At 62.0% G+C, this 19187-nt stretch carries 15 protein-coding genes and 1 tRNA gene; 5 read left to right on the top strand and 11 right to left on the bottom strand.

Annotated features, from left to right (window positions below):
• Positions 1-7 precede the first annotated feature (7 nt).
• The 3 genes from sufB to ACBR42_RS02555 form a co-directional block, all read right to left on the bottom strand.
• On the bottom strand, positions 8-1498 hold the full coding sequence (gene sufB, locus ACBR42_RS02545; RefSeq protein ID WP_102323304.1) for a Fe-S cluster assembly protein SufB: 1491 nt from the start codon (positions 1496-1498) through the stop codon (positions 8-10).
• Between the two features lie 23 nt (positions 1499-1521).
• Positions 1522-1989: an SUF system Fe-S cluster assembly regulator gene (locus ACBR42_RS02550; protein WP_102323303.1), complete on the bottom strand. Its 468-nt coding sequence runs from the start codon at positions 1987-1989 to the stop codon at positions 1522-1524.
• 121 nt (positions 1990-2110) lie between these two features.
• On the bottom strand, positions 2111-3406 hold the full coding sequence (locus ACBR42_RS02555) for a DUF445 domain-containing protein (protein WP_102323302.1): 1296 nt from the start codon (positions 3404-3406) through the stop codon (positions 2111-2113).
• 154 nt (positions 3407-3560) lie between these two features.
• Here ACBR42_RS02555 and ACBR42_RS02560 point away from each other — a divergent pair, with 154 nt between their 5' ends.
• Together ACBR42_RS02560 and ACBR42_RS02565 are read left to right on the top strand one after the other, a co-directional pair.
• Positions 3561-6365 (top strand): phosphoenolpyruvate carboxylase, encoded by a 2805-nt coding sequence (locus tag ACBR42_RS02560; protein ID WP_371207213.1) that lies wholly within the window; start codon positions 3561-3563, stop codon positions 6363-6365.
• Positions 6346-7221, top strand: coding sequence for an MBL fold metallo-hydrolase (locus tag ACBR42_RS02565; RefSeq protein ID WP_371207214.1), 876 nt, complete (start codon positions 6346-6348; stop codon positions 7219-7221). The genes ACBR42_RS02560 and ACBR42_RS02565 overlap by 20 nt, the downstream gene beginning before the upstream one ends.
• Before the next feature lie 282 nt (positions 7222-7503).
• On the opposite strand, the gene fusA is transcribed toward ACBR42_RS02565, so the two are convergent.
• From fusA to ACBR42_RS02585, 4 genes are all read right to left on the bottom strand, one after another.
• Positions 7504-9591 carry an elongation factor G gene (fusA, locus tag ACBR42_RS02570; RefSeq protein WP_102323299.1) on the bottom strand — a complete coding sequence of 696 codons (2088 nt, stop codon included), beginning with the start codon at positions 9589-9591 and terminating at the stop codon, positions 7504-7506.
• Between the two features lie 209 nt (positions 9592-9800).
• On the bottom strand, positions 9801-10100 hold the full coding sequence (gene rpmB, locus ACBR42_RS02575; RefSeq protein ID WP_025812517.1) for a 50S ribosomal protein L28: 300 nt from the start codon (positions 10098-10100) through the stop codon (positions 9801-9803).
• Positions 10101-10279: 179 nt separating this feature from the next.
• Positions 10280-10546, bottom strand: coding sequence for a hypothetical protein (locus ACBR42_RS02580; protein ID WP_102323298.1), 267 nt, complete (start codon positions 10544-10546; stop codon positions 10280-10282).
• A 100-nt stretch (positions 10547-10646) separates the two neighbouring features.
• Positions 10647-12488 carry an ABC transporter ATP-binding protein/permease gene (locus ACBR42_RS02585; protein WP_371207316.1) on the bottom strand — a complete coding sequence of 614 codons (1842 nt, stop codon included), beginning with the start codon at positions 12486-12488 and terminating at the stop codon, positions 10647-10649.
• 112 nt (positions 12489-12600) lie between these two features.
• Between ACBR42_RS02585 and ACBR42_RS02590 the strand changes: the two genes are divergently transcribed.
• The 3 genes from ACBR42_RS02590 to ACBR42_RS02600 all read left to right on the top strand — a co-directional run bounded on the left by ACBR42_RS02590 (position 12601) and on the right by ACBR42_RS02600 (position 16816).
• Positions 12601-13452, top strand: a complete 852-nt coding sequence (locus ACBR42_RS02590; RefSeq protein WP_371207215.1) for an NUDIX domain-containing protein — start codon at positions 12601-12603, stop codon at positions 13450-13452.
• Between the two features lie 58 nt (positions 13453-13510).
• Entirely contained in the window at positions 13511-15589 is a 2079-nt protein-coding gene (locus ACBR42_RS02595; RefSeq protein WP_371207216.1) for a S9 family peptidase, read from the top strand.
• Positions 15590-15661: 72 nt separating this feature from the next.
• Complete coding sequence (locus ACBR42_RS02600; RefSeq protein WP_118962999.1) at positions 15662-16816, top strand: AI-2E family transporter; 1155 nt, start codon at positions 15662-15664, stop codon at positions 16814-16816.
• A gap of 93 nt (positions 16817-16909) precedes the next feature.
• Here the strand turns inward: ACBR42_RS02600 and ACBR42_RS02605 are convergent.
• The 4 genes from ACBR42_RS02605 to ACBR42_RS02620 all read right to left on the bottom strand — a co-directional run bounded on the left by ACBR42_RS02605 (position 16910) and on the right by ACBR42_RS02620 (position 19170).
• A tRNA-Pro gene (locus ACBR42_RS02605) sits at positions 16910-16983 on the bottom strand.
• 84 nt (positions 16984-17067) lie between these two features.
• Positions 17068-17778 carry a MerR family transcriptional regulator gene (locus ACBR42_RS02610; protein ID WP_371207217.1) on the bottom strand — a complete coding sequence of 237 codons (711 nt, stop codon included), beginning with the start codon at positions 17776-17778 and terminating at the stop codon, positions 17068-17070.
• The gene (locus tag ACBR42_RS02615) at positions 17775-18098 is read right to left on the bottom strand and encodes an integration host factor subunit alpha (protein ID WP_102323292.1); all 324 of its coding nucleotides are present in this window, start codon (positions 18096-18098) and stop codon (positions 17775-17777) included. The genes ACBR42_RS02610 and ACBR42_RS02615 overlap by 4 nt, the downstream gene beginning before the upstream one ends.
• A gap of 100 nt (positions 18099-18198) precedes the next feature.
• Entirely contained in the window at positions 18199-19170 is a 972-nt protein-coding gene (locus tag ACBR42_RS02620; RefSeq protein ID WP_118962997.1) for a beta-ketoacyl-ACP synthase III, read from the bottom strand.
• Between the last annotated feature and the right edge of the window lie 17 nt (positions 19171-19187).

Genomic DNA, 19187 nt, shown 5'->3' on the forward strand with positions numbered 1-19187 from the left:
ATCCCTGTTAGCCCACGCTGCCTTCAAGGCTGATCTGCAGAAGCTTCTGGGCTTCCACCGCGAATTCCATGGGCAGTTCCTTCAGAACGTCCTTGCAGAACCCGTTCACGATCAACCCGACCGCGTCTTCTTCCGACAGGCCGCGCTGGCGGCAATAGAACAACTGGTCTTCCGATATCTTGGAAGTGGTCGCCTCATGCTCCACGCGCGCGGACATGTTGCGGCTTTCGATATAGGGCACGGTATGCGCCCCGCAGCGATCACCGATCAGCAGGCTGTCGCACTGGGTGAAGTTGCGGCTGCCCGATGCCTTGGGCATCATCCGCACCAGCCCGCGATAGGTGCTGTCGGACTGGCCCGCGCTGATGGTCTTGGCGATGATGGTCGAACGCGTGTTGCGCCCGATATGGATCATCTTGGTCCCGGTATCGGCCTGCTGGTGGTTGTTGGTCACAGCAACGGAATAGAACTCGCCCACCGATCCCTCGCCCTGCAGGATGCACGACGGATATTTCCACGTGATGGCCGAGCCGGTTTCCACCTGCGTCCATGAAATCTTGGACCGCGCGCCACGGCATGCGCCGCGCTTGGTCACGAAATTGTAGATGCCGCCCTTCCCGTTTTCATCACCGGGATACCAGTTCTGCACGGTGGAATACTTGATGGAGGCATCATCCATCGCCACCAGTTCGACCACGGCGGCATGAAGCTGGTTTTCATCGCGCATCGGCGCGGTGCATCCTTCAAGGTAGGAGACGGACGCACCGTCCTCCACCACGATCAGGGTGCGTTCGAACTGCCCGGTATTACGCGCATTGATACGGAAATAGGTGGACAGTTCCATCGGGCAGCGCACGCCCTTGGGCACGTAGACGAATGAACCGTCTGTAAATACTGCCGCATTCAATGCCGCGTAGAAATTGTCCGTCACCGGCACCACGCTGCCCAGATACTGGCGCACCAGTTCGGGATGCTCGCGCACCGCTTCTGAAATCGGGCAGAAGATCACGCCGGCTTCCTGCAGCGTCTTGCGGAAGGTGGTGGCGACCGAAACACTGTCGAACACAGCATCGACCGCCACGGGGGCGCGGGCTTCCTGACCTTCGGGCACTTCCACACCAGCCAGCATCGCCTGTTCATGCAGCGGGATGCCGAGCTTTTCATATGTGCGCAGCAGTTCCGGATCGACCTCCTCCAGCGATTTGGGGCCGGGTTTCTTGCGCGGTGCGGCGTAGTAATGCACGTCCTGATAGTCGATGGGGGGATGATGGACCTTCGCCCATGTCGGCTCGCGCATTTCCAGCCATGACCGGTACGCCTTCAGCCGCCATTCCAGCAGCCACTGCGGTTCCTGCTTGCGGCTGGAAATCAGGCGAATCGTATCTTCGTTCAGGCCCTTGGGCGCGATATCCATTTCGATATCGGTTTCGAACCCCCATTTATAGGTGCTCTGTCCCAGGGTTTCGACCGCCTTGCGGGTTTCGGCTACTGCCGGCATGTCTCTTTCCTCTCCCCCTTGTTTCAGGCCGTGGCCTCGGGTCCGACAAGCATGGATGGCGCGGGATTGCCCAGTCCGCCCAGCCTGTCGAGGACTGTATGGTTCTTCATATCGGCCAGCGTGATGGCTGATAGCGCGTTGCGGATGGCGGCGTTGACCATGTCCCACTGCCCGCCCAGCCCACAGGTGGAGCGCGCATCACATTCCCCCCCGTCCACGCAGGTAGTCAGGGAAATGGGGCCGTCAATGGCCTGGATCACCGCCGCGATGGAGATTTCCTCCAGCGGGTAGGCCAGCCTGTAGCCGCCGCGTGCGCCGCGCTGCGAGATCACGATGCCCTGCGTTGCCAGAATCTTGAGTACCTTGGCCACCGTCGGTTCGGGAATGCCCGTCGAACGCGACAGGACAGGCGAAGTCGTGACTTCGTCCTTCTGCCCCAGCCGGACCAGCGCCACCACGGCATAATCGGTCAGTTTCGACAGTTTCAGCATTCCATTCTCCCGTACGTCTGGCCCGGGTTTCTATTTGGACCGAAACAGTACTGTTTCATGAAGTCTCAGATGGGCCACCAGCCGTGCGTCGTCAAGTCCTATCGTACACTACGGCCATGCCTTACCCGATCCCGGTTCCGAATATCAGTTCCAATAGCACGGACAGGCCACACCCGGCCAGAAAACCCACCAGCGTGCCATTCAGCCGGATATACTGGAGATCCTTGCCTACCCTGAGCTCCAGCCGCTCGCTCAGGCTGTCGGCATCCCAGCCGTTAACCACCGAGTAAATAAAACGCGACATCCTGTCCCGCAGGAAGGGCAGGCTGCCCATGATCATGCCCCGCGCGCCATCATTGATGCGCTTGCGCATGCCGGGGTCATGATACATCTGCTCCGACAGCCGGTGCAGTGCATCGCGCACGAGGGAGGCAACCCAGCTTGTTTCCCCCTTGCGCATATCCTCCTCGATCATGCGACGCAGGCGGCGCCAGACATCGCCGCTCCAGCCGCGCACGCTGTCATGCGTCAGCACGCCCAGCACGGCGTCCGTGATTTCGCGCCGCCGTTCCGCATCCTGCTCGATCCGGTCGATTTCCGTGCGGACCCATGTGGTGAAACCCTCACGCAGTTCCGAATTCTGCGGGTCGACGCGGTCCAGTTCCTGACTGGCGGCCAGCAGGACCTTGGTGGCAATCGAACCGCCAATCGCCCAGCCCAGCACCCTGCCCCCCTGCTCACGCACACGATCCTCGATCATGGCGCGCAGGGCGGGTTCCTTGGCCTTTAGCCCTTCCTTCAGCCGCAAAAGCAGGAAGGACAGCACTTCCTGATGGCAGTCGCCTTCCACCATGGCGCGCAGGCTGCGGGTAATGATGGGGGCGATTTCCTCCCCCCCCAGCAGCACCGGCAGCATCCGGGCGATGGCAAGGCTTGCGCGCCCGTCTTCCAACCGGTCCAGCATATGCGGCACGGAACCCAGCACGGCGCGGTTGACCATCTCCGCCGTTTCCGGCTCCTGCAGGATGGTCCCGATCAGGGATGGCAGGTCGATCCGCGCGAAGGCGGCGGCAACTTCCTTTTCCGTAAAGACATTGGTGGATACGAACCGCCCCAGCGCCTGCGCCAGCCGTTCCTTCTGCGCGGGCAGGATGGCGGTATGCGGAATCGGCAGCCCCATGGGCCTGCGGAACAGGGCCGTCACGGCGAACCAGTCGGCCAGACCACCCACCACCCCCGCCTTCGTGCCGGAGCGCAGGATTTCAAGCCATGGCCGTTCAGCCAGCCAGCCCATCTGCGGCAGGGCGTAACCCGCCACCGTCAACGCGGCCATGCCAGCCAGCAGGCCGGTGGCGGACCGTTTGTAGCGCTGCAGTATCCGCCGCGCATCCTGGTCCGACTGTGGAATACCGTTCATGAAGTTACTGATACCATTGTCTTCCCTCCAGCCCAAGCAACACTCGTCACAACACGCCAAATAGACGTGAATATGATACGCCAGACATTGCAGCGCGCATCCGAACATGGGATTTGGTGAAAACCATGACGAACTTCCATGACAGGACAACACCATGACCGAAGCCGCTGCCCGGAATGTGTCCGATCTGCTCGCGCAGGCCGATCGACTGATCGCCAGCCATGACGAAACCGCATCGGGCAGCCCGGTCATGGCGCTTGCGCGCCAGATCAGCCGGCAGATGGCCAGTGGCGACCTGCCGGTAGGACAGGTGGAAGAAATCGTGCGCCTGCTGCGTGACCGCGCCTTTGCCGGGCGCGCGCACCATATCGCCACCTATCTGGACAGCCCGGACGACCAGACGGTCAACACCCGCATGCACACGGTCGCGCAGCACATCGTGCAGCCCGACCCCGATGACAGCCCGGTGCCCATCGCCCGCTTCCGCGCCGCGATCGAACGCAGCCGCTTCGCCGCCGTCTTTACCGCCCACCCTACCTTCGCGCTGGCCAATCCGGTCTATGAGGCACTGGCCGAACTCGCCTCCGCCAATCCTGACGCGCCGCCCGCGCATGTCCCGGCCTTCCTGACCCATCGCCGCGCCGGGCCACCCACGCTGGATGAGGAATTCAGCCTTGCCACGCAGGCCATCCTGCGAGGACGCAACGCACTGGACCGGCTGAACACGATCCTGCTGTCCGAAGCGCGCAGCCATTGGCCGCAACTGTGGTTTACCCTGGCCCCGCGTCCCGTCATCATGACAAGCTGGGTTGGTTACGACACCGATGGCCGGACCGATATCGGCTGGTGGGACACGCTGCGCCTGCGCCTGCGCATGAAGCAGCTTCAGCTTTCGCGCCTGCATGACCAGATCGAACCCGTTACATCCTGCGCCAATGACCTGCAGCAGCGCGTGCGCACGGCACTCGACGCCGTTGCCGACCAGATCGCCGCCTGCCCCACCGATGCGGATCCAGAAGCCGTATCGCGCTTTGCCGATGTGCTGATCAACCGCAGCGCGGAAGCGCTGACCAGCAGCAACGACCTGAGCGCCGCCTTTGGTGAAGCCATCGACGCCGCAACACCTGAAGACAAGATGACCCTTGCCGTCGCGCGCGCGGGCTTCATGGCGCATGGGCTGGCTGCGGCGCACACCCATACCCGCCTGAACGCGACACAACTGCACAATATCGCCCGCCAGCGGCTGAACATTACCGACAACCCCGATATTCCCGCCCAGCGGCGCGCCCTGATCAGCCGCATGAACGAAGCGCTGGATAGCGTCACCCCCATCGAGATCGATTTCGGCTCCCTGCTCATGGAACAGGCCAGCGCCGGGCGGCTCATGATGACGGTGCGCCAGATCCTGCGCCATATCGACCGTACCAGCCCCATCCGTTTCCTGATCGCCGAAACCGAAACCGGCTACACGCTTCTGACCGCGCTGTGGCTTGCCCGCCTGTATGGCGTGGACGACATGATCGAGATTTCGCCCCTGTTTGAAACGCAGGAGGCATTGGAAAATGGCGAACAGATCATTGAGGAAGCCCTGCGCTCCCCCCACTGGCGCGCCTACCTGCACCGCACGCGCAAGCTCAGCCTTCAGTTCGGCTTTTCCGATTCGGGGCGTTATGTCGGCCAGCTCGCGGCCACCTATCTGATCGAACGGCTGCGCATCAAGGTGTGCGACCTGCTGCGCAAATGGGATCTCGCCTTTGTAGAGGTGATCCTGTTCGACACGCATGGCGAAAGCATCGGTCGCGGCGCGCATCCCTACCGGCTGGCGGACCGTTTCGACTATCTTTCCCCGCCGCACGCCCGCGCCCGCTATATCCGCGCAGGCATCCAGATGCGCGAGGAAACAGCCTTTCAGGGGGGTGACGGCTACCTGCTGTTCGGCACGCAGGCGCTTGCGGATGCGACGGTCAGCATCATTGCCGAACACGCCTTTGCCACCACGTCGCTCGACCGCGACCCGGTTTATGACGAACCTGACTTCTCGGCCGATTTCTTCTCCACCATCGCCAATGGCATGACCGCGCTGGTGGAAGACCCCGGCTATGCCGCGCTGCTGGGGGCGTTCGGGCCATCGCTGATCGACAAGACCGGTTCGCGTCCTTCCGCGCGGCAGAGCGATGCCGCCTCCACCATCACCCGCATCAAGCATCCCAGCCAGTTGCGGGCCATCCCCAATAACGCCATCCTGCAACAGCTTGCGTGGTGCGCGAACACGCTGCAGGGGCTGGGCACGGCGGCGGCCCGTCATCCTGAAACATTTGAAAAATACCTGGCCGAAAGCCCGCGCTTCCGCCGCGCCATGGATTTTGCCGCCCATGCGCTGGCCCATTCCGACCATGGCGTGCTGCGCGGTGTCATCCGCCTGCTGGACCCCGATCTGTGGCTGGAACGCGCCACCGCGCAGAAAGACCCGGCACGTCAGGAATCATGCCTGTCGCTTATGCACGGTCTGGAAAACCTTGATTTCTGGGCCAGCACACAGGCCATGTTCCGCCGCATCCAGTCCGACCATCTGGCGCTGCGCCGTGCATGGCCCGAAGCACCGCGCATGCAGCCCGATGAACTGCTGCTGCATGCCATCCGTATCGCCATCATCGAACAGATCTGGCTGCTTTCAACACGGATACCCTATTTCTCGCCCCGGCATGCCTTTACCCGTGATGTGCTGACCATGAAGGTACTTTGCCTTGAAGTGCCAAACGTGCTGACCGAACTGGAACAGATATTCCCCTACCGGTCCGATGGCAGTTTTGACCTCGATTTCCACGAACCGCACGGCCCCCGGCAGGAAGGTACCTATAGTCGTGAATACACCGAGGTTTTTGAACCCATGCAGCGACTGTTCCAGATGACACGGGAAATCAGCAACGGCGTCATGCACCATGTCGGCGCCTTTGGCTGAGGACCGCGTCGCATCACGCAACGGGTGGCGGATCAGTGAACCGCCGCCCCCTTATGGCGTGGCGCTGCCGCAATCAGCCACCATAAGGCGGGTTGTCGCGCATAACCCCGGCCCGATGACGGGAAATGGCACCAATAGCTGGCTGGTGGATCATGACGCAGGCTGCGCGATCATCGATCCCGGCAGCAATGCCCCCGCCCATCTGGATGCTCTGGTCCGGGCTGCAGGCGACCGCCGCGTAACCCACATTATCCTGACCCACACCCATCACGACCACCTTGATGGCGCCCGCCCCCTAGGCGCGAGGCTGGGCGTGCCCGTGTGTGGTTTTCATCTGAGCGCCGAACCGGAATTCACACCCGACATCGGCCTGCATGATGGCGACCGGATAGCCGGCCTGCGCGTGCTGCACACACCGGGGCACGCCACCGACCATATCTGTCTGGAAACGGCGGACGGGATTATCTTCACCGGCGATCACGTCATGGGGTGGTCCACCACCATGGTGCCCCCCGCCCCCTATGGCTCGGTCCGGCAGTTTCTGGACAGCATGGACTATCTGCTGCGGCGCGAGAGCCACCTGCTTCTGCCTGCCCATGGCCCCGCCATACCGCATGTAAAAACATGCATTGAAGGCCTGATTGCCCACAGGATCGCGCGCGAGGAAAGCATTCTGGCCCTTCTGCCGGACAGTCCGCGCACACTCGATGAGATCGTGGACAGCATGTACCATAACCTGCGGCCCGGCCTGCGCCGCGCGGCCCGGCTTAACCTGCATGCCCATCTGGAAAAGCTGCTGGAAGACGGGAAGATCACGTTACTGGAAAACCAGTGGGCCAGAGTTACGCCCCGATAAGAGTTAATTCATCATTTTAGAATGAGTCCGCCGTCAGGGGACGTTCCAGAAATTCTTTAATGACAGGATGCCATACCCGTCGCCCCTGCCATGCGGTGGAATGACGCAGGCACAAAGCTTCACAAACAAAAGACCCTCTTTCCGACCATACCAGCGGCAGTGACGGGCCAATACACCAGGTATCGTTGATGCGTATTCATCCAGCACCCGCTGCCTGATGCCACAAAAAAACCGGCCCCCTTTCGGGAGCCGGTTTCCATTTGATGCTTCCTTTCGGAAAGATCAGGCGGACTGCGCCATGATCTCTTCCGCAACGTTGCGGGGCACCGGATCGTAGTGGTGGAACTGCATCGTGAAGGATGCACGGCCCTTGGTCATCGAACGCAGGTGCGAGATGTAGCCGAACATTTCCTTCAGCGGCACCGCTGCACGGACCATGACGGTGGAACCGGCGGTTTCCTGACTCTGGATCATGCCACGGCGGCGGTTGAGGTCACCCACTACGTCACCAACGTGATCGTTCGGGGTGGTCACTTCCACGTCCATGATCGGCTCGAGAATGACCGGACCGGCCTTCTTCATGCCTTCACGGAAGCAGGCCTTCGCCGCGATTTCGAACGCCAGCGCCGAGGAGTCGACATCATGGTACTTGCCGTCCAGCAGCGTGAACTTGAAGTCCACGGTGGGGAAGCCCGCCAGCACGCCGGTCGTAGCCTGCGCCTGAATGCCCTTGTCCACGGCCGGGATGTATTCCTTCGGCACGGTGCCGCCGACGACCTTGTTCTCGAAGGAGATGCCTTCGTTACGCTCGACCGGCGCGAACTCGATCTTCACTTCAGCGAACTGGCCCGAACCACCCGACTGCTTCTTGTGGGTGTAGGTCTCGACATGCGTCTGCGTGATAGTTTCACGATACGCAACCTGCGGCGCGCCGATGTTCGCATCCACGCCATATTCACGACGCAGACGGTCGATGATGATGTCGAGGTGCAGTTCACCCATGCCCGACAGGATGGTCTGGCCGGTTTCCTGATCGGTCTTCAGACGCAGGGAGGGATCTTCACCCGACAGCTTCTGCAGCGCCAGCGTCATCTTCTCGACGCCGTCCTTCGTCTTCGGCTCGACCGAGATGTCGATGACGGGGATCGGGAAGGTCATGCGTTCCAGAACCACCGGATCGGCGGGATCGGCCAGCGTGTCACCCGTCTGGCTGTCCTTCAGGCCGACGAATGCCGCGATGTCACCAGCATGGACTTCGGACAGTTCCTCGCGCTTGTCAGCGTGCATCTGATAGATGCGGCCAATACGCTCCTTGTGGCCCTTGGTCGTGTTCAGCACGGTGTCACCGGTCTTCAGCACGCCACGGTAGACGCGCACGAAGGTCAGCGTGCCATACTTGTCGTTGATGATCTTGAAGGCCAGGCCAGCGAACTTGCCGTTCGGATCGACCGGGATGATCGGCAGCTTGTTCTCATCCACTTCCTCGTCTTCCGGCGGGGCGATGCGGATGCCTTCCACGTCGTTCGGCGCGGGCAGGAAGTCGATCACGGCGTCGAGCAGCGGCTGGACACCCTTGTTCTTGAACGCCGTGCCGCACAGGACGGGGCGGAAGTCACCGGCAATGGTGCCCTTCTTGATGCAGCGCTTCAGCGTCGCAACGTCCACGTCACCCTTGTCGAAGTATTCTTCCATCGCCGCATCATCAACCGACAGAGCGGTGTCGAGCAGGTTCTGGCGGGCTTCGGCGGCCTTTTCCTTCAGATCGGCGGGAATTTCCTCGTAATGGAACTTCGCACCCAGCTCACCGCCTTCCCAGACGATGGCGCGCATCTCGATCAGGTCCACCACGCCAACGAAGTTTTCTTCGGCGCCGATGGGGAGCTGCAGCGGAATCGCGATGATGTCCAGCTTCTCCTTCAGCGTGTCGAACGCGTTGTAGAAGTTGGCGCCGGTGCGATCCAGCTTGTTGATGAAGATGATGCGGGGCACGTTGTAACGGTCAGCCAGACGCCAGTTGGTCTCGGACTGCGGCTGCACACCGGCCACGCCTTCAATGATGAAGATCGCGCCATCGAGCACGCGCAGCGAGCGGTTGACTTCGATGTTGAAGTCAATGTGGCCCGGGGTGTCGATGATGTTGATGCGGCGGCCTTCCCACTCACACGTCACGGCGGCGGAGGTGATGGTGATGCCGCGCTCACGCTCCTGCGCCATGTAATCGGTGGTGGTGTTGCCTTCATGCACTTCACCGATCTTATGGGATACGCCGGTGTAGTACAGGATGCGCTCGGTCGTGGTGGTCTTGCCGGCATCGATGTGCGCGGTAATACCGATATTGCGAATCAGGGAAAGGTCGGACTGGGCGGACACGGGATTACCTCCACAAGACAACACGGGCGCGAACGGGAATTGTCCCTTTCGCGCCTGCCGGAACCGTTAGCTGCTTCCGCCCCCAGTCTTTTTCAACCTGGACGATGCAGACCGGCACAGCGGAACAATGCGCCAGACTTTAGTCAGGCTTACAGGGCACCGGGCCACCTGCCGCCCCCGTGGGGTGCGGCATGGCGGCCTGCAGTGCTTCAGGCCACAGCGGCCTTCTTTTCCTGAACGCGCAGGATGCGGCGCTTCACCGTCAGGGCTTCCGGCGGCAGCTTGCGGTTCGGGGTGGACAGCAGGAACGCGTCCAGACCGCCATTGTGCTCGACCGTGCGGATGCCGTTCGTGGTCATGCGCAGGGGAACCGCCGTGCCCAGGATATCGGACAGCAGCGATGTTTCCTGCAGGTTGGGCAGGAAGCGACGGCGGGACTTGTTGTTGGCGTGGCTGACGTTGTTTCCGGTCAGCACACCCTTGCCTGTGATCTGGCAGCGGCGAGACATTTTTTCATCCTCGGATATAACTTGGGCCGAGGCATAAATGCCCGGCAAGGATCATCTTGATTAGGCGCGGCTTATCGCCAAACCGTCGCCAACAGTCAAGGTGCATAAGCATGATTCGGCATTTTTTGTCCCGGAAAGGGGGCGGGACGATCCGTTTCACCCCTTTCCGGGCCGATCCGTCAGCCCGCCTTGCGGTCGTGATCGGGGTGCAGTTCGCCCGCCTGCACGCTGTGCAGCGCGTTTTCCAGCATGGCCTGCATCGTCTCGCGCCCCATGGTGCGCGACAGCAGGCCAAGCGAGCCGCCCAGCAGCGCGGAGGCGATGGCGACCGGCGGCAGGTTCTCGCCCAGCATGTATTCGATGGCCTTGTCCACCACCGCGCCGCAATGGCTCAGTTCGGGGGGGATGGCGTCCCCTTCGGGGGGCTGGTTGTTCGTGTCCGTCATGTCGCGGCTCCTTCTAGCGTTCGGTCTGATATGGACTGCCTTGCCGCGCCTGACCAGTACGGGACCGGCATGGGTGCGGTAACAAGCACGCGGGAACGGCTCATGGCTCGGCAGCATCCTCTTCCGCCTGTGCGGCCCACATCTGGGCATACTGGCCACCGCGTTCAAGCAGCGCACGATGCGTGCCGCGCTCCAGTATCCGCCCCTGCCCCATCACGAGGATTTCATCAACATCGATGATCGTGGACAGCCGGTGGGCAATGATGATGGTGCTCCGGTTGGCCGCCACCGTGTGCAGGGCGGTCTGGATTTCCTGTTCCGTGCGGGTGTCAAGCGCGCTTGTGGCCTCATCCAGCAGCAGCACACGGGGATTTTTCAGGATGGTGCGCGCGATCGCCACACGCTGCTTCTCCCCACCCGACAGTTTCAGCCCGCGCTCACCCACGCGGGTGGCGTAGCCTTCGGGCAGCGTGACGATGAAATCATGGATACAGGCCAGCTTCGCCGCCTGTTCGATTTCCGCCTGCGTGGCGCCCAGCCGGCCATAGGCGATGTTGTAGCCGATGGTGTCGTTGAACAGGACGGTATCCTGCGGCACCACGCCCACGGCACCGCGCAGGGCCGCCTGGCTGCACTGGCGTATGTCATGTCCGTCAATCAGGATGCGGCCTGCCGTCACGTCATAAAACCGGAACAACAGGCGGCTTATGGTGGATTTGCCAGCCCCCGTGGGACCGACAATGGCGACACGGTGCCCCGCTGGCACATGAAAGCTTACGCCACGCAGGATCTCGCGGTCCGGGTGGTAACTGAAATGCACGTCCTCGAAACGGATATCGGCGGCAGGAGCCTCATCCAGTCTGGCAGGCAGGGAGATGGCCCCTTCGGAATCGGTAATGTCCGCCTGCTCATCCATCAGGGCGAACATATGTTCCAGATCAACCAGCGAATTGCGTAGCGAGGAATAAACGCTGCCCAGAAAGTTCAGCGGCAGGTAAAGCTGCGTGAGGTAGGTATTGACCAGCACGAAGCGCCCCACCGTCATACGTCCGGTTTCCACATCATGTCCGGCCATGAGCATGACGGTAATCAGGGCGATGGCGATGATCGCGGCCTGACCGAAATTCAGCCCATTGAGTGAAATCTGGGTCCGGACGGCCGCGCGTTCGTAACGGCGCTGTGCGTCCTCATACCGTTTGCGTTCGTGCTCCTCGTTACCGAAATACTTTACCGTCTCGTAGTTCAGCAGGCTGTCCAACGCCTTCCAGCCTGCTTCGCTGTTGATGGCGTTCATCCGGCGGCGCAACCCGATCCGCCATGATGTGAACTGGATGGTAAACACCACATACGCCGCCACCGCCGCCAGCATCACAACGGCATACCGCCAGTCGAACAGCCGCCAGATCACGACGATGACCATGAGCGCCTCGATCATGGTGGGCACCACGTTGAACACGCCCACGCGCAGCACCGTCTCGATTGCTTCCGTTCCGCGCGCGATCGCCTGCGTGACACCGCCCGACTGGCGATTGAGATGAAACCGCAGCGAGAGCTGGTGCATGTGGGTAAAGCTGCGCATGGCCGCGATCCGGCTGATCCGGTAGCGCAGCGGGGCGAACAGGGCATCACGCAACTCACCCAGCGCCGCCGCTGCCATGCGCAGAAGCCCATATCCGACAATCAGCACAAGCGGCATCATCGCCGCCTTCCCCACTACGGGCTGGAGCGCATCAATCACGCGGCTGTAGGCGTAGGGCACGCCGATCGTCGCGATCTTGGCCAGCACGAGCAGGACGCAGACGCACACCACCCGCAGGCGCGTGCGCGGATCGTTTCGGGGCCAGAGATAGGGGAACAGGCCGCGCAGGGTCGCGGCGGCGGAACGCTCCGGCGTGTTGGGCCGGGTCATGTCGGTAGCAGCCATATGCACGGCATGGGGCATGTGCCCGGCATTTTGCAACCCATATTCCCTGCGCCCATAAGTACGGGGGCAGGATTGTCAGCCTACCGGGCAGCCGGTATGCCAGCCATGGCCCAGAGGACAGGGATGAATCATGTCACGCAGCCTTGATGGTTTTTTTCGTCATATCGCCGCCTGCAACACGGCGGTCCTGCCCGGTGGACGGCTGGAATTCCGCCTTGGCGACACGCCTGCGGGATGGGTCAGTCCCACCCTGCTGCCCGCGCTGCTGCGCCACGGCATGACCGCTGCGGGTGATACCGTCACGCTGGCTGATCCCTCCCGCCTGGAACAGGTGGGCGAGACCATGGCGCGTGAAGGGGTCTATCGCTCCCATCACGAACTGTTCGATGTCTGGACCGATATGGCCCGGCCCCCCGTGGCGCGTATCGATCGTGGGGCGCTGCCGCTGTTCGGCCTTATGGCTGCGGGCGTGCACCTTAATGGTGTCGTTCGCCTTGCGGATGGACTGCACCTATGGATCGCGCGACGCTCGATGACCAAGCGGCTTGATCCGGGCAAGCTCGATCATCTGGTGGCAGGCGGCATTCCGGCGGGACATACGGTATGGCAGGCACTGATTAAGGAAGCGGCGGAGGAAGCCAGCCTGCCAGAGGAACTGGTAAGCCGCGCCCGCCCCACAACCGAAATACGCTACGCGCTGGATAGACCCGAAGGGTTGCGCCGCGATGTGCTGCACTGTTTCGAGCTGGAACTGCCCCCTGATTTCGTACCCACCCCCGCGGATGGGGAGGTGGAGGAATTCCGCCTGATCCCGATACAGGAAGCCTTCATGCTGGTGCGCGATACCGATGCGTTCAAGTTCAATGTCAACCTTGTGCTGATCGATCTGTTCCTGCGCACGGGCATGATTGACGCCACCAGTCCGGAAGGCCAGCGCCTGCGCCGTGGCCTGACAGGCTGGTCCACGCCGGAACTGGCCTGATTTTCTGGCCACACACGCAGCCCGCTCCAACCTGGCCCAATCGCGGAAGGACCATGCGATGACCATCCCCCCGACACCCCGCAAGATACCCCGCACCATCACGCAGCTTGGCCGCACCCGGCAGGATGAATATGCGTGGATGAAGGATGACAACTGGCAGAACGTCCTACGCGATCCCACCCTGCTGCGGGCGGATATTGCTGAACACCTGCATGCGGAAAATGCCTATACGGATTCCATCCTGTCGGGCACGCAGGCGTTGCAGGCGCAGCTTGTGGAAGAAATGAAGGGCCGCATCCAGCAGGATGATACCTATCCCGCTATGCCGCATGGCCCGTTTTTCTACCAGACCGCCTATACGGCCGGTGCGCAGTATCCGGTCTATAAACGCCATCCCGCAGCCCAGCCGCAGGCGGAACAGGTTCTGCTGGATGTCAACGCGGCGGCGCAGGGGCATGAATATTATGCCATCGCCACCGCCGGTCACAGCCCGGACCACGCCCTGTTCGCCCATGCGGAAGATACGCAGGGGTCCGAAATCTACCGCATCCGCATCCGCCGCATCGGGGACGAGGCCGAAACCCTGCCCCCGGTGGAAAACTGTAGCGGCGCATTCGTCTTTTCACCCGACAGCCAGTTCATATTCTGGGTATGGCGTGATGAACATGGCCGCCCTGCCCGTGTCTACCGCCGCAGGATCGGCACACAGGAAGACACCCTTGTTTACGAGGAAGCCGATCCCGGCTTTTTCGTCGGCGTTGACGCCACGCGCAGCGGCGGGTGGATCATCATTTCCAGCGGCAATCACGACACGTCCGAATCCTGGCTGGTGCCGGGGCATGACCCGCTCGCTTCCCCCATCTGCGCAGCCCCGCGCCAGACCGGGCTGATGTACAGCCTGTACCATCAGGATGAGCGGTTCATCATCCTGACCAATGCCGATGGTGCGTATGATTTCAAGCTCATGACCACACCGGATACGGCACCCGGTCGCGATAACTGGCGTAACCTGATCGACCATGATCCGGGTCGCTACATTACGGATTGCATGGTGTGGTCGGGACATATTGCATGGCGGGAACGCCGCGATGCCAATACGCGCATCGTAACCCGCGACCTGCATGGCGCCACCTGCGCGCTGGAACCCGATGAGGCCGCCTACGACCTGACCTTCGCAGGGGGCTACGAATACGACACCACCGAACTGCGCTACGTCTACCAGTCCCCAACCACCCCACGCGCATGGCATGCACGCGACATGGTTACGGGCAATGACCGGCTGCTCAAGCAGCAGGCCGTGCCTTCGGGTCATGACCCCGCGCAATACCGCTGCTGGCGCCTGATGGCGACCGCCCCGGATGGTGAGCAGGTGCCCGTTACCGTGCTGGGACGACACGATACACCCATTGATGGATCGGCCCCGCTTCTCCTGTATGGCTACGGCGCTTACGGGCATGCCATCGACCCGGTCTTTTCCACCCGCGTCCTCAGTCTGGTTGACCGGGGATGGTTCTACGCCATCGCCCATATCCGCGGCGGATCGGAAAAGGGATGGAACTGGTTCCTTGGTGGCCGCGGCCGTAACAAACCCAATACGTTCAGCGATTTCATCGCCTGTGCGCTCTCCCTGATCGACGCGGGTTTCGGCAGGGCAGGCCGTATCGTGGCGGATGGACGTTCGGCGGGCGGCATGGTGATGGGCGCGATCGCCAACATGCGTCCCGACCTGTTTGCCGGGATCGTGGCTGTCGTGCCGTTTGTGGACGAACTGAACACCATGTCCGATGCCTCCCTGCCGCTGACACCGCCGGAATGGCCCGAATGGGGCAATCCGCTGGAGGACGCGCAGGCCTATGACCTGATCGCCAGCTATGCGGCCTATGAACAGGTCGCCCCTCGTGCCTACCCTGCCATACTGGCGATGGGTGGGCTGACCGATCCGCGCGTGACCTACTGGGAACCGGCAAAATGGGTGGCGCGCCTGCGCGACCATAACCGTTCGGACCGCCCTGTCATGTTGCGCACGAACATGGAAGCCGGGCATCGTGGCGCGACAGGACGTTTCGATTCCCTTAAGGAAGCGGCCCTGATTCATGCTTTTTCCCTATGGGCCGTTGAAACGGCCGCCCCGACATAGGATTAATGCCTTCGCGGGTCTGTTCCCGTTCCACCCCGCGCCCGTACAGGCCCCGGCCAGCTTTCCAGAGGAATGACCATGACGGATCCCCACAACGCGGATCAGGATCGTCTCAAGCCCCCCGTGGGGGACAACAGGACCGATCCCGCATCCACGATGCGCATCTTCCGTTCATTCCATGAAACCCAGCGCACCCAACGGATCGCGCGGGCCATACTGGCGCTGTTTTTTGTCCTGCTGGCGCTGTACACGGTGCGGGGCTTTCTGCCATCGCTGATCTGGGGCTGCATCTTCGCCATCGCTTCATGGCCGCTTTACGCCCGCGCGCGACGACGGTGGCCATCACGCGCCCATCAGATCATGCTGCCGATCGTGTTCACGCTGGTCATCGCGCTGATCTTCATCGGCCCACTGGCCCTGTTCGCGCTTGAAGCCGGACGGGAAGCGGAAGGGGTGTTCAGGCTGCTTAATGACGCGCGCCGTTCCGGCATTCCCGCGCCACAATGGCTTGCCCACCTGCCCTATGGACGGCAGGCCGTGGAAGCATGGTGGAATGACCACCTGAAGGAGCCTGCCGATGTTTCGGTCCTGCTTGGCTCGCTCAATATCGGGCATGGCGTCAAGATGACACAGCAGGTCGGATCGCAGGTGCTGCATCGGGTGCTGCTGTTCGCCTTCGCCATCCTGACCCTGTTTTTCCTGCTCAAGGATGGCGATTCCGTCATCCGTCAGTCGCTTAATGTCTCCCGCCGCGCCTTTGGCAAACGGGGGGAACGGATCGCGCTGCAGATCATCGCCTCCGTCCACGGTTCGGTATCAGGGCTGGTTCTGGTGGGAATCGGTGAAGGGATGCTGATGGGGCTGGCCTACCTGGTTGCGGGTGCGCCCCATCCCTTCCTGTTCGGGGTCGTGACCGCCGTGGCCGCCATGGTACCTTTCTGCGCCATCATTGCCATCGGCGCGGTTGCCCTTCTGCTGCTTATCAATACCGGCGCGATGCTGCCCGCCGTGGCGATCGTGCTGTTTGGTATTGCCGTGATCTTTCTGGCCGACCATCTGGTCCGTCCCGCCCTGATCGGCGGGTCCACGCAGCTTCCCTTCCTCTGGGTGCTGACCGGCATTCTGGGCGGCGCGGAAAGCTGGAGCATTCTGGGGCTGTTCGTCGGGCCTGCCATCATGGCCGTGCTGCACATGCTGTGGCTGAACTGGAGCCGTGCCCGCGAATAGGCGGCCGGAAGCATTGCAGGCACAAAAAAAGCATCCTTTTTCAAGGATGCTTCGGTAAGCTTTCGCTTGGAATCTTTATCGCAGACAGGGATATCGGGCAGGCGGGATTCGAACCCACGACCCCCAGTCCCCCAGACTGATGCGCTACCAGGCTGCGCTACTGCCCGCCTGTCTGCGATGGGCAGGGTGTAGCAGTCCATCGGGGGGACCGCAAGGCATGTTCTGCCCCAAAACTGAAAAAACTGATTAAATCAGGCAGGCACCATTGCGCGCAGGGCCTGCAGTTCCACCAGCACGCCACGCAGGCTTTCACGCAGCATGGTATTTTCCGCCTGCATGCGCTCAAGCTCGATCATGACGATCTGTTCCAGCGGGATTTCGGCCTCGGCAGATTCCTCCCCCTGCGCCGCCGGTGCAGCGTCCTTTCCCGCGGCTACAGTATCGTCGGCGGTATCGGCGTCCGGCTGCGCGGATACATACGCAACCGTTTCCTCGACGACCACTTCCTCGACGACTGTTTCCTGATCGGCCACGACCACGGATTCGATATATGCCGGTTCCACAGATGGTGCAGGCGTATCGACGTTTTCCGGGGCAGGCGATACCGCCTGTTCAGAGAAATCTTCCGATGCGGCAGCAGCCTGCGGCGCGTCCAGTGCGGCTTCTTCAGCGCCCGGCGCGGCACCTGCCAGCACGTCCTGCGCCTCGGCAATCGACAGCTTGCGGACGTACAGCAGATCGGCAATTTCGCGCAGCACCGCAATATCCTGCGGCCGATAATACCGCCGACCGCCCTGACCACGCAGTGGGTTGAGCTGTGGAAACCGGGATTCCCACATGCGCATGACATGCTGGGCCAGCCCGAGTTCGCGGGCGACATCATAGATCGGCAGTCCGTCCATGATACCGGCTACGTCCTGATGTGCCGCGTCCGGCACCTGCGGGTCGTCATCCGTATTCATGCCTCGTCTCCTTCCGCTTCACCCGCTTCAGCGGCCTGCCCGTTAACATGGGCACGAAGTAGCTGGCTGGGGCGAAAGACAAGAACGGAGCGGGGGAGAATCGGCACCTCCACGCCCGTTTTCGGATTGCGACCCGTACGCTGTCCCTTCTGCCGGACAGAGAACGTGCCAAATCCGCTTATTTTCAAGCTGTCGCCGGCTTCAAGTGTCCGTGCCATCCGCTCCAGAATATCTTCCAGAATATCGGCGGATTCATGGCGGGACAGGCCGACCTGATCATATATCTGTTCTGCCAGAGTGGCGCGCGTCACGGTGCTCATACGCAAACGTTATGCATGCGCGCCACTATCGTCAATTGAATGTCGTGGGGGGATAGAGGCTTTTATCGACTATTCGTTGCAATTTTGCATCGAAATGGCATTACAGCCGCGCCAGCGCCGAACCCCATGTCAGACCACCGCCCAGCGCTTCCATCAGCACAAGGTCGCCTTTCTGGATACGCCCGTCCCGCACGGCCTCGTTCAGGGCAAGCGGGATGGACGCAGCGGAGGTGTTCGCATGCCGGTCCACCGTAACCACCACCCGTTCCGCGGGCAGGGCCAGCTTGCGGGCCACACCATCGATAATGCGCAGGTTGGCCTGATGCGGCACCAGCCATTTGACATCCGCATGGGTCAGATTGTTGGCGGCCAGCGCCTCATCAACCGAAGCGGACAGCTTGCCCACGGCATGCCGGAACACCTCGCGCCCCTGCATGCGCAGGTGGGCGGGCATGTCGTGCCTGCCGGTCGCTCCGTCTACATACAGCAGATCACCATACTGCCCGTCGGAATGCAGATGTGTGGACAGGATGCCCGTGCCCTCACCTGCGTCTTGCGTCGCGGTCAGGAACACCGCACCGGCCCCGTCACCGAACAGCACGCAGGTGCCCCGGTCGGACCAGTCAAGAATGCGTGAATAAACTTCGCTACCGATCACCAGCGCGGAACGGGCCTGTCCACTGCGGATCAGCGAATCGGCCATCGACAGCGCGTAGATGAAACCCGAGCACGCGGCGGCCAGATCGAATCCGAAGCCGGAGGTAGCACCCAGTTCCGCCTGCACACGTACCGCAGTGGAGGGGAAAGCCTGATCCGGCGTGCTGGTGGCGACGATTATGGCGTCAACATCGTCCGGCGTGGCGCCCGCGTAATCCAGCGCCTGCCGTGCGGCCTGCACCGCCATGGACACCGCCGTGTCCCCTTCCCCTGCAACATGACGCTGACCGATACCGGTGCGACCGCGAATCCAGTCATCGGATGTATCGAGCCGGGAGGCCAGTTCATCGTTGGTAACGATCCGCTCAGGCAGATAACCGCCGAACCCGGACAGAAGCGAGCGTTTCGCCGTCATGCCTGTTTTTCCACCAA

This window comes from Komagataeibacter sp. SM21, from assembly GCF_041402665.1.
GTDB lineage: Bacteria > Pseudomonadota > Alphaproteobacteria > Acetobacterales > Acetobacteraceae > Komagataeibacter > Komagataeibacter saccharivorans.

Coding starts and splice junctions, on each gene's coding strand:
- ACBR42_RS02615 (WP_102323292.1), bottom strand. CDS start 18,098: ATGAGCACCGTGACGCGCGCCACTCTGGCAGAACAGATATATGATCAG.
- ACBR42_RS02555 (WP_102323302.1), bottom strand. CDS start 3,406: ATGAACGGTATTCCACAGTCGGACCAGGATGCGCGGCGGATACTGCAG.
- ACBR42_RS02590 (WP_371207215.1), top strand. CDS start 12,601: ATGTCACGCAGCCTTGATGGTTTTTTTCGTCATATCGCCGCCTGCAAC.
- rpmB (WP_025812517.1), bottom strand. CDS start 10,100: ATGTCTCGCCGCTGCCAGATCACAGGCAAGGGTGTGCTGACCGGAAAC.
- ACBR42_RS02620 (WP_118962997.1), bottom strand. CDS start 19,170: ATGACGGCGAAACGCTCGCTTCTGTCCGGGTTCGGCGGTTATCTGCCT.
- ACBR42_RS02550 (WP_102323303.1), bottom strand. CDS start 1,989: ATGCTGAAACTGTCGAAACTGACCGATTATGCCGTGGTGGCGCTGGTC.
- ACBR42_RS02560 (WP_371207213.1), top strand. CDS start 3,561: ATGACCGAAGCCGCTGCCCGGAATGTGTCCGATCTGCTCGCGCAGGCC.
- ACBR42_RS02600 (WP_118962999.1), top strand. CDS start 15,662: ATGACCATGACGGATCCCCACAACGCGGATCAGGATCGTCTCAAGCCC.
- ACBR42_RS02610 (WP_371207217.1), bottom strand. CDS start 17,778: ATGAATACGGATGACGACCCGCAGGTGCCGGACGCGGCACATCAGGAC.
- sufB (WP_102323304.1), bottom strand. CDS start 1,498: ATGCCGGCAGTAGCCGAAACCCGCAAGGCGGTCGAAACCCTGGGACAG.
- ACBR42_RS02565 (WP_371207214.1), top strand. CDS start 6,346: ATGTCGGCGCCTTTGGCTGAGGACCGCGTCGCATCACGCAACGGGTGG.
- ACBR42_RS02595 (WP_371207216.1), top strand. CDS start 13,511: ATGACCATCCCCCCGACACCCCGCAAGATACCCCGCACCATCACGCAG.
- ACBR42_RS02580 (WP_102323298.1), bottom strand. CDS start 10,546: ATGACGGACACGAACAACCAGCCCCCCGAAGGGGACGCCATCCCCCCC.
- ACBR42_RS02585 (WP_371207316.1), bottom strand. CDS start 12,488: ATGCCCCATGCCGTGCATATGGCTGCTACCGACATGACCCGGCCCAAC.